This is a genomic window from Streptomyces sp. NPDC085524 (assembly GCF_044541755.1).
Lineage (GTDB): Bacteria > Actinomycetota > Actinomycetes > Streptomycetales > Streptomycetaceae > Streptomyces.
This window is the reverse complement of record NZ_JBITTH010000004.1, coordinates 13,183-27,228: the sequence shown is the minus strand read 5'-3', so window position 1 is coordinate 27,228 and position 14,046 is coordinate 13,183. Positions and strand designations below refer to the sequence as shown.

Below are 14,046 nucleotides of genomic sequence, written 5' to 3'. Positions count from 1 at the left end.
ACGCGACGACCGTCCGTCGGGTGGTTTCAACCGTGACGACCGCGGTGGCGACCGTGGCGGCTTCCGCTCCGGTGGCGGCGACCGCCCCTTCAACCGCGACCGTCGTGACGACCGTCCGTCCGGTGGCTTCCGCTCCGGCGGCGCCGGCGACCGCCCGTACGGCCGCCGCGACGACCACCGTCCCTCCGGCTCCACCGGTTCCACTGGTTCCTTCGGCGGCCGTCGTGACGACAAGCCGCGCTGGAAGCGCAACGGCTGACGAACGGTCCTGATCTGACCGTCCGACAGGGCCCCCACGACTCCGGTCGCGGGGGCCCTTTCGCGTGCCGACAGGCCGGTCGTCGGATACCCGATCGGCTGACGGGCGCTCTGCGGCTATGCTCTGGGGTGAGCACGTGGAGGGCCATTAGCTCAATTGGCAGAGCAGCGGACTTTTAATCCGTTGGTTGTCGGTTCGAGTCCGACATGGCCTACCGCTCCCAGGCCGGGGCCATGCCTCCGACCTGGTGCTGAGCGCCCCTTCCGGTTTCGGCCGGGAGGGGCGCTCCGTCGTTTCCGGGAAGGGCCCGCCGACCGGTGCGCGGGCCGACGGTGCGTCATCCCTTTCGCCCGCTGGAGGTGCGCATCCGGTGAAGGCACCCGTCCAATGGGCGGAGGTGGTTGTTCACCTCAGTCGTCGTCGGGAGCGCCATGAATCAGCCGTCCCAGCCGCCGGGCACGTCGCATGCCAAGCGGATCGCCGCGAGCGTCGCCTCGGCCGTCCTGATCACGCTCACCTGCATCCTCGTGCCGGTGTCCCTCCTGACGGTCTGGGTCCACGACATCGTGCTGGACACCGACCGGTACGTGTCCACGGTCGCCCCGCTCGCCTCGGACCCGGCGGTCGAGCAGGCCGCCGCACACCGCATCACCGAGGCGGCCGACGTACGCATCGACGGCTCGCAGGTCACGGACGACCTGGCGAAGTGGCTGGAGTCCCAGGGGCTGCCGCCGCGCGTCGGCAACGCGGTCAAGGCGCTCGGCCCGCAGCTGGACTCGGCGGCCGACTCGGCCGTCAACAAGATCGCGACCCGGTTCGTCGAGAGCGACCGGTTCGAGAAGATCTGGACGAAGGCCAACCGGGCCGCCCACAACGCGGTCGTGCACGCGCTCACCGGCCAGGGCCGGGGCGCGGTCGAGGTCGAGGGCGGCACCGTCACGCTCAACGTCGGCGAGGCCGTGGAGCAGGTCAAGGACGACCTCGTGAAGGCCGGCATCAAACCGGCCGAGAAGATTCCCGAAGTCAACAAGCAGATGGTGCTGTTCCAGTCGGACAAGCTTGCGAAGATCCGGAACGCGGTCCACCTCCTGGACGTCCTCGGAAACTGGCTGCCCGTCATCACGGTGCTCCTCGGAGCGGCCGGCGTACTGCTCGCCCGGCGCCGCCGCCGGGCGCTGGTGACCACGGCCCTGTGTGCGGCCGCCGCCTGCCTCGTCGTCGCGATCGCCCTGGTCATCGCCCGCCGCTACTACCTCGACCACCTTCCGGCGGAGGTCCAGTCCCCGGCTGCGGCCGCGTCGGTCTTCGACACCCTGGTGCGGTTCCTGCGGGTCAGCCTGCGGACCGCGATGGTCCTGGGCGTCGTGGTGGCCCTCGGCGCCTACCTGTCCGGCGCGGGCCGGCTGCCGCGCGGCGTGCGGGGCAGGGCGGAACACGCCGCGGACTCGGCCGTCGGCTGGGGCGCCGGCCACGGGATGCACACGGGCAGCGTCGGCACGTGGGTGGAGGCCCACCGGCGCGCACTCACCATCGGCGTACTGGTCGTGATCGCGCTCGTGTTCGCGCTGTGGAACCACCCGACGGTGCTCACGGTCCTGCTGCTGGTGCTCATCCTCCTCGTCCTGCTGGCCGTGCTGTCGCTGCTGGCGGCCGGCGGCCGGAGCAATGCCCGGTCCGGAGGCACCGAAGGGCGGTAGCGGTCCGCCGTCACGGCGGTGGTGGTTCGAGGGGAGTGCGGAGCAGGCGGGCGGGCAGGGGCTCGCGTGCCACCACGTACCCCAGGGCGACGGCCACCGTCACGACGACGAACAGCATGATCAGCCACGACAGCAGGACGAACACCGAGCCGAGACTGCCGAACTGCTGCATGCTCCGGGCCACCGCGTGGGGCATGTAGATCCGTGATGCCGCGGTCATCAACTGCTGGCCCAGCCCGGCCAGCAGCGCGCCGGGCAGCAGCGGCAGCCAGGGGATGCGGGCGGCGAGCAGCAGGTGCTGCGTCCACCACCACAGCAGCGTGCTGCTCACCAGGGCCAGGAAGAAGCCGCCGAGCAGGCCGGTGCCGAAGGCGTTCTGGATGGGCCCCTGGAACAGCAGCGCGATCAGCCAGACGCTGACCCAGGCCACCCACCGCCAGGCCGCGAGAGCGGCCTTGGCCTTCGGAAGGTGCCAGCAGCGTTCGCACATCCGCTGCATGGCACGGCTGCACGCGGTCGCCGACAGCACGGCCACGACGACCCCGACCGCACCGGTGCCCGCCGCGGTCGCCCCGTCGGCGTCGGTGTAGAGGGCCCGCACCTGGTCCAGCGCGGCGTCTTGGAGCCCCAGGGTCCCGCGGATGGACGAGACCAGCTGGTCCTGGACCCAGTCGGGTGCGAGGGCACCGACGACGAAGAGCGCGGGCAGCGCACCGAGGAAGGCCTGGGCGGCCAGCCTCGTCGCGCAGTCCAGCACGTTCACGTCGGCGAGCTGATTGATGACCCGGTACAGGAGCGGGGTGTGCCTGCGCATCCAGCCGGGCAGCCGGAGCCTGTGCGGCCCGGCTTTCGGTACAGGCACGTTGGAACTCCTCATGAGGCACGGCAGGTCACGGCTCGGCACGGCTCCCGGCGGCTGTGACCACCTTGCACGAGAACGACGGCGGAACTCGGCATATCGGGCTGCCGGGATCGCGCCGGGATCGCGCTGGTTTCGCGGCTCTGACCTGGGGTTATATCGATTTGTGGGGTGGCGGGGCGGTTAATTGGCGGAGGGCGCCGCCCGGATGGCGTAGAGTTGTGTTTACCGACGCGGGGTGGAGCAGCTCGGTAGCTCGCTGGGCTCATAACCCAGAGGTCGCAGGTTCAAATCCTGTCCCCGCTACTCAGTACGAAGGCCCGGTTCCCTGATGGGAACCGGGCCTTCGTCGTATGCCGCTTCATCCGTACGGCCTCCGCCGGCTCGCCGAGGGGCCGCTCGTGGCGCGAGCCTTGAGGGGCGGGGGACCCGGCGGCAGGAGAACAGCGTGGTGGGGCTGGGCCGGCAGGGCGACGACGGTGACCGCGCGGGCGGAGCCGGGACCGGCGTGGTGGCGCGGCTCCTGCGGGCGCTGCCGGCCGTACTGATCGTGCTCGGTCTCGTCTTCGACTTCACGACCCCGCCCAGCTTCACCGGATCCCCGTTCTTCTCCGCGGCCCCGCTGGTCGCCGCTCCCCTCCTCAGCCTCCGGGCCACCGTCATGACCGGTCTGCTGGCCTCGCTCACGGTGTTCCTGCTGCACATCCACCACGGCACCTCCTGGAAGGCGGCGGCGCTCACCGAGATGGCCACCGTCGTCACCGTGTCCGGGCTGGCGGTCCTGATCAACCGGGTGGTGCGGCGCAGCGGCGAACGGCTGGCCTCCGCGCGCGAGATCGCCGAGGCCGCCCAGCGTGCGGTGCTGCCGACGCCCGCCGAGCGGGTCGCCGGGCTGTACGTCTCCGCGCGCTACGAGGCGGCGCAGGCCGACGCCTTCATCGGCGGGGACCTGTACGCCGTCCAGGACACCCCGTACGGCGTGCGGCTGGCGGTGGGTGACGTACGGGGGAAGGGTCTGGGTGCGGTGGAGGCCGTCGCGGTGGTCCTCGGCGCGTTCCGGGAGGCGGCGGAGACGGAGCCGACGCTGGAGGCGCTGGCCCTGCGGCTGGAGCGGGCGCTGGCCCGGGAGGGCGCCCGGCGCGACAGCCTGGACGCGGTGGAGGGGTTCACGACGTGCGTGCTGGGCGAGATCCCGCCGGGTACGGGGCTGCTGCGGCTGCTGAACCGGGGGCACCCGGAGCCGCTGCTGCTGCACGCGGACGGCGAACTGGCGGTGCTCGCCCCGGCGGAGCCCGCCCTGCCGCTGGGCCTGGGGGAGCTGGGCGGCCGGCCGGACGCCGCCCAGGAGTGGGCCTTCCCGGCGGGGACCACCCTGCTGCTGTTCACGGACGGGCTGACCGAGGCGCGGAACGTGACGGGCGACTTCTACGACCCGGCGGCCCGGCTGCGCGGACGGGTGTTCCCGGGCCCGGCCGAACTGCTCGGCGCGCTCAGCAGCGACGTGCGCCGGCACACGGGCGGAGGGGCGATGGACGACATGGCGCTGCTCGCGGTGGGCCGGCCGGGGCAGGGGCAGCCGGAGCGGCGGAGGACCGTACGGGTGGTGCCCCGCGGGAGACGTCGTGACGCTGTGTAGAGGAAGCGGCGCTCTCAGCGAGGAAGTTGACGGGTTGTCATTTTCTGAATGTGGCGCAAGATGCAGGGTAAACGTCCGAATATTGCCCTGTTTGAGCCCGGTCTGTACCGAAAAGTCATGGCCAAAGACGGTCGCTGCGTGGCTGATTGGTGGGAACGATCAATCACAACAGCTTGGAATCACTCCCTTGTGTCTATTACCGTTCGATAACGCAGCGCGGTCGTCCCAGCCGTCGCAAGAGACGGCGCCGTGCGCGTGCGCGTCAATGAGGAGTGTGCCCCGGTGGCCTCCAACTTGCCTGCCCCTGAAGGCACGGAGATCCAGGAACCGCCCACGGCGGGCGCCTGGGGCGAGTGGAATCCCACCGAGGATTCGGTCCGTCCCGTACGCGGCAAGCACCGGGTCGCCCGGCAGCGCGGGGGACTCGCGCGCAGCTCCACCGTGCTGGGTGTCGGCGTCATCGCGGCCGTCGGCGCGGGCGGCATAGCCACCGCGCAGGACAGGCCCCAGGTCGCCATATCCATGCCGTCGATGCCGGACCTGCCCGACATGCCGGACCTCCCCACGATGACCCAGGTGCTGGACGGCGACTTCTCCGGCGGCCACGGCTCCGCCGACGACACCCGGCACACGGGCGCGCAGGCCGGGATCATCCCGCAGCAGGCGGGCCGGGGCGCTGACGCCGGCGAGGTGCTGCGCAACCGCATCCTCCAGCAGGCCGAGTCGCAGCAGGACGCCGCCGGGGCCAAGGCGCTGGCGGATGCCGCGCAGGCCGCGCAGACCGCCGCCGCGCAGGAGGCCAAGGCCGAGGTGGACGCCGCGCAGAAGGCCGCCGACGACGCGAAGGCCGCCGCCGAGGCCAAGGCTGCGGCCGAGGCCAAGGCCGCCGAGGAGGCCGCCGCGGCCAAGGCCGAGCAGGAGCGCGTCGCGAAGTCGGCCGGCAGCTACTCGCTGCCCACCTCCGCCTACACCCTCACCTCGCACTACGGGGTCGCCGGCTCCATGTGGTCCTCCGGCTATCACACCGGCCTGGACTTCGCCGCCCCCACGGGCACCCCGGTCAAGGCCGTGGCGGCCGGGAAGATCACCTCGGCCGGCTGGTCCGGGGCGTACGGGTACCGGATCGTGCTGGAGCTGGAGGACGGCACCGAGGTCTGGTACTGCCACCTCTCCTCGATGTCGGTGACCTCCGGCTCGGTCGGAGCCGGGGACACCATCGGCCGCGTCGGCGCCACCGGCAACGTCACCGGGCCCCATCTGCACCTGGAAGTACGCAAGGGCGGTTCGACGGTGGACCCGCTGGCGTGGCTGACCTCCAAGGGCCTGAACGTCTGAGGCCCGGGGCGGCGTCCGGGGTCGGGGCTGCCCGTCGGGGGGCGGGTACACCGGCGGCCGGAGCCGGGCGCGCCGACGAGGCCGTGGGCGCTGCCGGGGCCGGGGCCGTGGCGGGTTCGCGTGCCGGCCGCGGGGCGGACCACGGCGGGAACAGTTCCTCCAGGACCGCCGCCCGGGCCAGCGCGGGCCCCGCAGTCGCCCGGCGCAGCCACAGCAGGTCCAGCAACTCCCGCTCCCGCACCGCGAAATCCGGCTCCCCCGACGGGCCGCCGCGGCGCGCCCGGTTCCGCAGCAGGGCCAGCGCCGTCGCATCCGCCTCGTACCGGGCGACCGTACGGCCGGCCGCACGGCCACCGCGGCGCCGGGCCAGGGTGCGGGCCAGCGAGCGGGCGGGCATCGAGGCCAGTGCCGGGACCTCGGCGGGCGTGAACCAGCCCGCCGCCGCGTACTCCGCGAGCTCGCGGGCGACGGCGCGCAGCCGACGCCGCCTTATCCACACCGCCAGCCACACCAGCAACGCGAACACCGGGACCATCACGCAGCCGTAGACCATGTAGAACCCGTACTCCCCGAACCGCGAGGAACTGTTCCACAGCGCGTGCGCGCACATGGCGGCGCCGAGGCCGAGCACCGGCAGGGCGAGCCTGCGGGAACGGCGGGCGCTGAGCGCGGCAGCGCCGAAGCCGAGCCCGGTGAGGACCGTGAACATCGGGTGCGCGAACGGCGACAGCACGATCCGTACGAAGAAGGTGGCCGCGGTCACCGAATCCAGTACGCCCGTGCCGTCGGCCAGGTCCTCGCCGAAGGCATTGCCGAGATAGAGGATGTTCTCGGTGAAGGCGAAGCCGGTCGCGGTGAATCCGGCGACGACGAAACCGTCCGCCGGGCCGGTGAACTGCCGTCTGCGGAAGACGAAGACGAGGAGCAGCACGGCCGCTTTGGCGCTCTCCTCCACGACCGGGGCGATAGCCACCGAACCGAGGGTGTCGGCGCGGGCCGGGTCGGCCGTGGCCCCGGCTATCCACTCGGTGGCGAAGCTGTTGGCCAGTATCGCGATCAGCGCCGCGGTGCAGGCCCCCCAGCCGAAGCAGAAGAGCAACTGCGGCCAGGGCGCCGGAGCGGCCCGGCCGAGCCACCGGAAGGCCGCCATGAGCGGCGCGACGGGCAGCAGGGCGAGGCCGAGGCCGACGAAGAAGCCGGGGGTGCCGGTCTGCTCCCGCACGAGTTCGAGGATCGCGACACCCGTGGTGGCGAGCAGAACGACGAGCACGCACGTGCGGACCGTGCCCGACGGGCGTGCGAGCACAGCAGAGAGCGCTCGGAACACATGATGACCCTACAGAGCGGGTCCGACACGGGGAGTGACGTTGTCAGTTCTTGGCGTTCTTGACGTTCTCTGCGCGACGGAAGAGCAAGTCGTGCACGACATGGCCCTTGTCGAGACCCTGGCCCTCGAACCGGGTGAGCGGCCGGAAGTCGGGGCGCGGCGAGTAGCCGCCGTCGGCTTGCGTGTTCTCGAAGTCCGGGTGCGCGGTGAGGACTTCGAGCATCTGCTCGGCGTACGGCTCCCAGTCGGTCGCGCAGTGCAGCACGGCTCCCGGGGCCAGCCGGGTGGCGGCCAGCGTGAGGAAGTCGGGCTGGATCAGCCGGCGCTTGTGGTGGCGGGCCTTGGGCCACGGGTCCGGGAAATAGACGCGCATCCCGGCCAGGGAGTCCGGCGGCAGCATCTCGCGCAGCAGGATGATCGCGTCGCCGTTGGCCACGCGGACGTTGGTCATCCCGCCCCGCTCGGCGAGGGCGAGGAGATTGCCCTGCCCCGGCGTGTGCACGTCGGCGGCGAGGATGCCGGTGCCGGGGTCGGCGGCGGCCATCTGGGCCGTGGCCTCGCCCATGCCGAAGCCGATCTCCAGGACCACGGGCAGCCCGTCGAAGAGCTTCTCGAGGTCGATGACCGAGTGGCCGTCGATGTCGAGTCCCCAGGTGCCCCACAGCCGCTTCAGCGCTTCGCCCTGACCGGTGGTGACCCGGCTGCGACGCGGCTGGAAGCTCCGGATCCGCCGCTCGTGGTGCGAGCCGGCCGGGTCCGGGGAGGGCCCGTCGGGGAACCGGGGCTCGGTCCGCCACTTGGGGGGCACGTACGAGGAAGCCTCCGGCGCGGTGGCGTCCGGGAGGCTGGGCGGCGTGGGGTTCAGGGACTCAGACACAATGCCGAGATTCTACGACGGGGGGCATACCCCGGCCGCGCGGCCGGACGAGGCCCCGCCGGACGAGGCGCCGCTGCCGGGGGCTCGGCCCCCGGACCCCCGCGCCTCAAACGCCGGCGAGGCTGGATTTTCGCCGGCGCCGGCCTCCTTCTGCCGGGTAGGACCAGCCCCTCCGGCGTTTGAGGAGCGGGGTCCGGGGCGGAGCCCCCGTTCGGCCGGGGCTCAGGCGGCCGACAGCAACCGCAGGGCCCGCGCAGCGATCTCCCGCCCGATCGGGAGCGAAGCGGTGGCCGCCGGCGACGGCGCGTTCAGCACGTGCACCGTCCTCGGCGCCTCGCGGATCAGGAAGTCGTCCACCAGCGTCCCGTCCCGCAGGACGGCCTGCGCCCGCACCCCCGCCGAAGCAGGCCGCAGGTCCTCCGCGGAGACGGCCGGCAGCAGCCTGCGCACCGCCCGCGTGAAGGCCTGCTTCGACAGCGAGCGGTGTATCTCGCCCGCCCCGTACCGCCAGTGCCGCGCGGCCATCCGCCAGGAGCCCGGCCACGCCAGTTCGGTCGCCACGTCCCGCGGCCGGACCACGGACCAGCCGTACCCCTCCCGGGCCAGCGCGGGCACCGCGTTCGGGCCGACGTGGACGCCACCGCCGATGCCCCGGGTCAGATGCACCCCGAGGAAGGGGAACGCCGGATCGGGTACCGGGTAGACCAGCCCGCGGACCAGCTCCGGGCGGGCCAGGTCGTAGTACTCGCCCCGGAACGGAACGATCCGCATCCCGGGGTCGTCCCCGGCCAGCCGGGCGATCCGGTCGCACTGCAGGCCCGCGCAGTTCACCAGGGTCCGTGCGCGCACGACGAGCCCGGACGTGGTGCGGACGGCCACTCCGGAGGGTCTGCGCGAGATCAGGTCCACCGCGCCGCCGTAGACGATCTCCGCGCCGGAGGACTCGGCGAGCTGCCCGCTCACCCGGCCGTAGTCCACGATCCCGGTGCTGCCGACATGGATCGCGGCCAGGCCGTGCACCTGCGGCTCGTACTCCGAGATCTGCGCCGGGCCGAGCTCGCGCACCGGAATGCCGTTCTCCCGGCCGCGCTGGACCAGGGCGTGCAGCCGCGGCAGCTCGTCCCGCCCGGTGGCGACGATCAGCTTGCCCGTCACCTCGTGCGCGATCCCGTGCTCCGCGCAGAACTTGACCATCTCGGCCGCACCGCTCACCGCGAAGCGCGCCTTCAGCGACCCCGGCCGGTAGTAGATCCCGCTGTGGATCACCCCGCTGTTGCGGCCCGTCTGGTGCCGCGCCGGACCGTCCTCCTTCTCCAGGACGACCACCCGCGTCCCCGGAGCCATCCGCGACACGGCATACGCCGTCGACAGGCCGACGATCCCGCCTCCGATCACCAGCACATCGCAGTCCACGCCACCGCCCACGCCCACGCCGACACCTCCCACCCCTGCATACTGCACCCCGCCACCGACAACACGGCCACGAGGGCCCGCGCCCGTTCCTACGCCGGCGCCACCAGCAGCGGCCGGGCCCGCTCGCGGAGCTCCGCGACGCGCGGCTCGTCCCCGTACGGTTCCAGGCGGTGCAGCAGGTCGCGTACGTATTCGGTCGTCCGCGCCGAGGAGATCCGGCCCGCCACCTCCACCGCCCGGGTGCCCGCCGCGCACGCCGCGTCGAGGTTGCCCGACTCCAGCTCGGCGACCGCGCTCACCACCAGCCGCAGCCCGTGCGAGCGCACGAACTCCTCGGTGGGCCTGGACAGGGCCTGCTCGGTGAAGCGCCGCACCTGGCGGGGGAGCCTCAGGTCCCGGTAGCACTCCGCGGCGTCCGCCGCGAAGCGGTCGTACGAGTAGAAGCCGAGCCAGGTCGGATCGGGATCGCCGTCCCGCGCGCGCTCCAGCCAGCCCTCCGAGGCCCGTAGCGCGGCCCCGGCGGCCGAGGAATCGCCCGCCTTCGCGTGCGCGCGCGCCTCGACGAGCCGGAAGAAGCTCATGGTGCGGGCGGTGGCCAGGCCCCGGTTGCGTTCGACGGCGGCCTGCGCGAGGTCCACGCCCTCCTCCGGGAAGTCCCGGTAGGTCGCCTGGAGGGACATGGAGGCCAGGACGTATCCGCCGAGCGGTACGTCGGCGGCGGCGCGGGCGAGGCGCAGCGCCTGGATGTAGTAGCGCTGGGCGGCCTCCTGCTGACCGGTGTCGAAGGCCATCCACCCGGCCAGCCGGGTCAGTTCGGCGGTCGCGCCGAACAACGCGCGGCCCACCTCGTCGCTGTACGAGCCGAGCAGCAGGGGCGCTGCGTCCACCCGCAGGCACTCGGGGACCATCGACGAACGCCAGTCCCCGCCGCCGTACTTGGAGTCCCAGCGGCGCGCGTCCTCGGCGGCCTCGCGCAGCTTGGTCACATCGCTGTGGCCGACGCGCTGGGCGTGGTCGCGCTGGGTTTCGGGCCCGGGCTGGGCGGGCACAACGGTGGACGTCGGTTCCGGTGCCGGCCGCTCCGCCGCCGGCCGCTGCACGGCGTGAGCGGTCGGGGCAGTCGGACTCGTCTGAGCGATCGGAGCGGTCTGGGCAGTCGGAGCCGCCTGAGCCGCCTGAGCCGTCGGAGCGGTTTCAGGCGCAGTCGCCACGCCGCCGGACCCGGTCATCGCGTCCGGCGCCGCCGGAGCGGGCTCCCGGGCCACAGAGCCGTCCGCCGGAGATATCAGCCAGCGCGAGGCCGGCGTCGCGTACGCCGCCACGGAGAAGGAGCCGGCGAGCGACTGCCAGATCCCGCCGCCGCCCCGCCGGCCGGCGAGGTCGAGCCGGTAGAGGTCCGTGGCCGAGCGGACCGCCGCTCCCACGTCGCGCGGGAAGGCCAGGCCGACCTCGGGCGCGGGGTCCGCGTCCGCCAGGCCGATCTCGTGCAGCGGCACCGGCCGCCCCAGCTTCGCGCCGATGGCGGCCGCGATCAGGTGCGGGGCGGCGCCCTGCGGCACCATCCCCTTCGAAACCCACCGCGCGACCGACGTCTTGTCGTACCGCATGGTCAGGCCGCGCTGGGCGCCGAGGTCGTTGACCCGCCGGGCCAGCCCGGCGTTGCTGATGCCCGCGAGGGCGAGGACGGCGCCGAGCTTCTCATTGGGCTCGCGGAGCTCCCTGGACATGCGCCACCCCTCGTCACACGCGGAACGCACACAACGCTTACGCCGCCGGGGCATAGGCGCCCGGCATTTCGTAAACCCAGCGTAGTTCCCCGCCTCCCAAGCGTTAAGGCCTCTACTTCCCTATGGCGGGATTGTTGTCCGTTTGCACAGTCCGTCCGTGCCCCGTCACCGGGGCGCACTCGTCCCGGTGTGCTCCGCCCGTGTGGCCGTGCGCCCGTCCGTGCGCTCTGGCCGGTCGGGGGGCCCGGCGATTCGATGTGCGGTGCGTGGGTCGGCCCGCTGCGTGACCGGGCGGGTCCGGGGGTGCCGCTGCCTCAATCCCCGCGGGCGGCGGTCCGGTCCGGGGGGTGGAATCCGCCTCCCGCGACCGCGCACGTGCTCCGCCGCGGGCGGGCGCAGGCGGCCCGGGGGCGTACTCGCCGCCGCTGAAGAATGGCCGAAACCGACCTATGGGACGGTGGGAACGGAACGTCAAATACTGCGTGGCCGGGGCGTGTTCGTTTGCATGTGCGCCCCCCTTAACCACTCTCGCACGCCTGTCCCGTGGCAGCATGGACCCCGAGCCACCCGGGGTCCCGCGGCCGCGCCCTCCGCGCCGACCGTGCTGCCCGTGCCCCGGTCATGTGCCCACAGGCTGGGGAGGCGGCGGTGCGCTGGTTGGTGGGTTGGAGCAGTATCGCCGCGAGCTTCGGCACGGCCGGGCGGGTCTCGGGCGCGAACGGCCACGGCGCGAACGGCCACGGCTACGGCGGCAACGGCCACGGCGCCAACGGCTACGGCGGCCACGGCCGGGGAGGCGCCCCGCTGCACGGCGGCATCGCCGACGCCGCCCACCCCGCAGACCCCGGCGTGGACGCCGACCGTACCGTCCACCCCGTCGGCGCCCAGCTGCTGTGGGGCGATCCCGACCCCCTCTGGGCCGTCGGCGACTGGCGCCCCGACGAGATCCGCACCCTCACCGCCGACCCGGCCGACCCGTTCACCCGGCTCGCCGTCCTCGGCTGCTGCGGCGCCACCGACGCCGAGCTGAAGCGCGCCCTCTACGCCGCCCGCGGCGGAGCGCTGCGCCACCTCACCCAGTGGTCCGGCAGCTACACCGCCGTCGTGCAGGCCGGCCGCCGGATCACCGTCGTCGGCGATCTCGCGGGCGCGCGGCCGGTCTTCTACACGCCCTGGGCCAGCGGCACCGCGTACGCCACCGCCGCCCTCCCGCTCGCCGACCTCATCGAGGCGCAGCTGGACATCGGCCACCTCGCCGCCCTGCTGGCCTGCCCGGACAGCCCCGAGGCACTGGGCGACGGCACGCCGTACGCCGGGGTCCGCCGCATCCCGCCCGGCCACGCGCTCATCCTGCGCGAGGGCTCCCGGGAGATCACCGGCTACGAAGCCGTCGCCTCCCTCGCGGTGGCCGCGCCCGAGGCGGACGCCGAGCGCGCGGTGGAGGGCGTACGGGAAGCGTTGACGGCCGCGGTGCGCGCCCGGCTCACAGCGCCCCGGCATGCTCCCGACGCGGTTCCGGCGTACGATCCCGGCCCCGTGCCCGGCATGGGCCCCGCCGACCGCCGCGCCGCCCGCGGCGCCCCGGCCCCGGGGGTGGGCGCCGACCTCTCCGGCGGGAGTGCCTCCGCGACCCTCGCCCTGCTGGCCGCCGGCCTGCCGGGCGCCCCGGGCAGTCTGGCCAGCCCCGCCGGGGCGCGGCTGCTCGCGGTCACCTTCAACGACCTGGCCACCCCGCAGGGCCGCGAGGCCGAACTGGAACGGGCCCGTGCCATCGCCGCCGACCCGCGCCTGCACCACGTCGTGGTGGCCGCCGCCGAGGAGGCCCTCCCGTACGCCGAACTCGACGGCCCGCTGACCGACGAACCGGGGCCCTCGCTGGTGTCCGCCGCCCGTGAGCGGCGCCGGCTGGCCGCGGGCAGCGCCGACCACTTCACGGGCCACGGGGCCCGCCAGGTCCTCGACGCCCACCCGGCGCGCATGGCCGACCTCCTGATGGACCGCCGGCGCCGCCACCTGCTGCGCCCGGTCGCGGCCCTGGCCCGTTCGGCCTCCGCCGCCGGAGCGGCCGGGGAGTCCCTCCTGGTGCCCCTGACGGTGTACTCGGCGGCGCGCAGACTTTCCCGTACGACGTACCGCGCGGGCATGGAAGCCGCCGCGGCCAGGCTCCGCGAGGGCGGGGTGACCGAGAGATCCTCCGGTCCGGTGGACGCCTCCCTCGCCGCCCTGACCTGGTCCCGTCCCGGACCTGCGGCGGGCTGGCTCACGGGGGAGGCGCTGGCGGAAGTATCGATCCGCCTGACCGCCGCCGCGGGCCGCCCACCGCTCTCGCTGCGGCCCGGCGAGGCCCGTGCCCGCTCCGTCCTGGCCCGGCACGCCGCCGACCACCGGGTGTTCGAGCAGGCCGTGGAGGTCCGCAGCCAGCGCCTGCACGCCCCGTTCCTCGACAACCAGGTGGTCCGGGCCGCCCGCGCCCTCCCCGAGTCGCTGCGCGTGCAGCCGGGGGCCAGGGCGGAGATCCTGCGCAGCGTCCTGTCCTCGGCGGGGGTGCGCGAACTCCCCTCGGGCTGGGGCGCCACCGCCCACACCCCGAACGAGACGGCGACCCGGCTCGGCCTGCGGTCCGCCCTCGGCACCCTCATGGACCTCTTCGCCTCCCCGCTGCTCGCGGACGCCGGACTGATCGAGGCCCGCGTCGTGCAGCAGGCGCTGATCGACGCGGCGGACGGGCGCCACGTACCGCTCGACGGGCTCGCGGAACTCGTCTCGATGGAGCTGTGGCTGCGCCGCCTGCTCGCCCGCCGGGGCACGTGCTGGACGGGGACCTCGACGGCCCGCCGCCGGGCGGTGCCGGAAGGGGTGCCGGTGCACAGGCCGGCCCTGTCCTGAACCCGTGGCGCCCGCCCCCGCCGATCCGCT

Annotated in this window: 9 protein-coding genes, 2 tRNA genes and 1 pseudogene; 7 read left to right on the top strand and 5 right to left on the bottom strand. The window is 73.9% G+C overall.

Features of this window, described 5'->3' with window-relative positions; genetic code table 11:
• The 3 genes and pseudogenes from ACIGFK_RS06900 to ACIGFK_RS06890 form a co-directional block, all read left to right on the top strand.
• Window positions 1-259 (top strand): annotated as a pseudogene (locus tag ACIGFK_RS06900) (RNA helicase); the annotation flags it as partial.
• Between the two features lie 141 nt (window positions 260-400).
• Window positions 401-473 (top strand) — tRNA-Lys (locus tag ACIGFK_RS06895).
• A gap of 217 nt (window positions 474-690) precedes the next feature.
• Entirely contained in the window at window positions 691-1,956 is a 1,266-nt protein-coding gene (locus ACIGFK_RS06890) for a hypothetical protein (protein ID WP_376657956.1), read from the top strand.
• Window positions 1,957-1,966: 10 nt separating this feature from the next.
• On the opposite strand, the gene ACIGFK_RS06885 is transcribed toward ACIGFK_RS06890, so the two are convergent.
• A complete protein-coding gene (locus tag ACIGFK_RS06885; RefSeq protein WP_376657955.1) occupies window positions 1,967-2,818 on the bottom strand; it encodes a YhjD/YihY/BrkB family envelope integrity protein in 852 nt (283 codons plus the stop codon).
• A gap of 229 nt (window positions 2,819-3,047) precedes the next feature.
• Here ACIGFK_RS06885 and ACIGFK_RS06880 point away from each other — a divergent pair.
• The 3 genes from ACIGFK_RS06880 (at window position 3,048) to ACIGFK_RS06870 (ending at window position 5,786) form a co-directional block, all read left to right on the top strand.
• Window positions 3,048-3,121, top strand: a tRNA-Met gene (locus tag ACIGFK_RS06880).
• 25 nt (window positions 3,122-3,146) lie between these two features.
• Window positions 3,147-4,451 (top strand): PP2C family protein-serine/threonine phosphatase, encoded by a 1,305-nt coding sequence (locus tag ACIGFK_RS06875; protein WP_376659433.1) that lies wholly within the window; start codon window positions 3,147-3,149, stop codon window positions 4,449-4,451.
• A 282-nt stretch (window positions 4,452-4,733) separates the two neighbouring features.
• Window positions 4,734-5,786, top strand: coding sequence for a M23 family metallopeptidase (locus tag ACIGFK_RS06870; RefSeq protein WP_386472795.1), 1,053 nt, complete (start codon window positions 4,734-4,736; stop codon window positions 5,784-5,786).
• Here ACIGFK_RS06870 and ACIGFK_RS06865 read toward each other — a convergent pair.
• The 4 genes from ACIGFK_RS06865 to ACIGFK_RS06850 form a co-directional block, all read right to left on the bottom strand.
• Window positions 5,695-7,056: a PrsW family intramembrane metalloprotease gene (locus ACIGFK_RS06865; protein WP_376659431.1), complete on the bottom strand. Its 1,362-nt coding sequence runs from the start codon at window positions 7,054-7,056 to the stop codon at window positions 5,695-5,697. The two genes, ACIGFK_RS06870 and ACIGFK_RS06865, sit on opposite strands and share 92 nt — an antisense overlap.
• Window positions 7,057-7,156: 100 nt before the next feature.
• Entirely contained in the window at window positions 7,157-7,990 is an 834-nt protein-coding gene (gene trmB, locus ACIGFK_RS06860; protein WP_376659430.1) for a tRNA (guanosine(46)-N7)-methyltransferase TrmB, read from the bottom strand.
• 222 nt (window positions 7,991-8,212) lie between these two features.
• Entirely contained in the window at window positions 8,213-9,451 is a 1,239-nt protein-coding gene (gene lhgO / locus ACIGFK_RS06855) for an L-2-hydroxyglutarate oxidase (protein WP_376659429.1), read from the bottom strand.
• Window positions 9,452-9,492: 41 nt separating this feature from the next.
• A complete protein-coding gene (locus ACIGFK_RS06850) occupies window positions 9,493-11,130 on the bottom strand; it encodes a sporulation protein (protein WP_400050851.1) in 1,638 nt (545 codons plus the stop codon).
• Between the two features lie 648 nt (window positions 11,131-11,778).
• On the opposite strand from ACIGFK_RS06850, the gene ACIGFK_RS06845 reads away from it, so the two are divergent.
• Entirely contained in the window at window positions 11,779-14,016 is a 2,238-nt protein-coding gene (locus ACIGFK_RS06845; protein WP_400050849.1) for an asparagine synthase-related protein, read from the top strand.
• Window positions 14,017-14,046 lie beyond the last annotated feature (30 nt).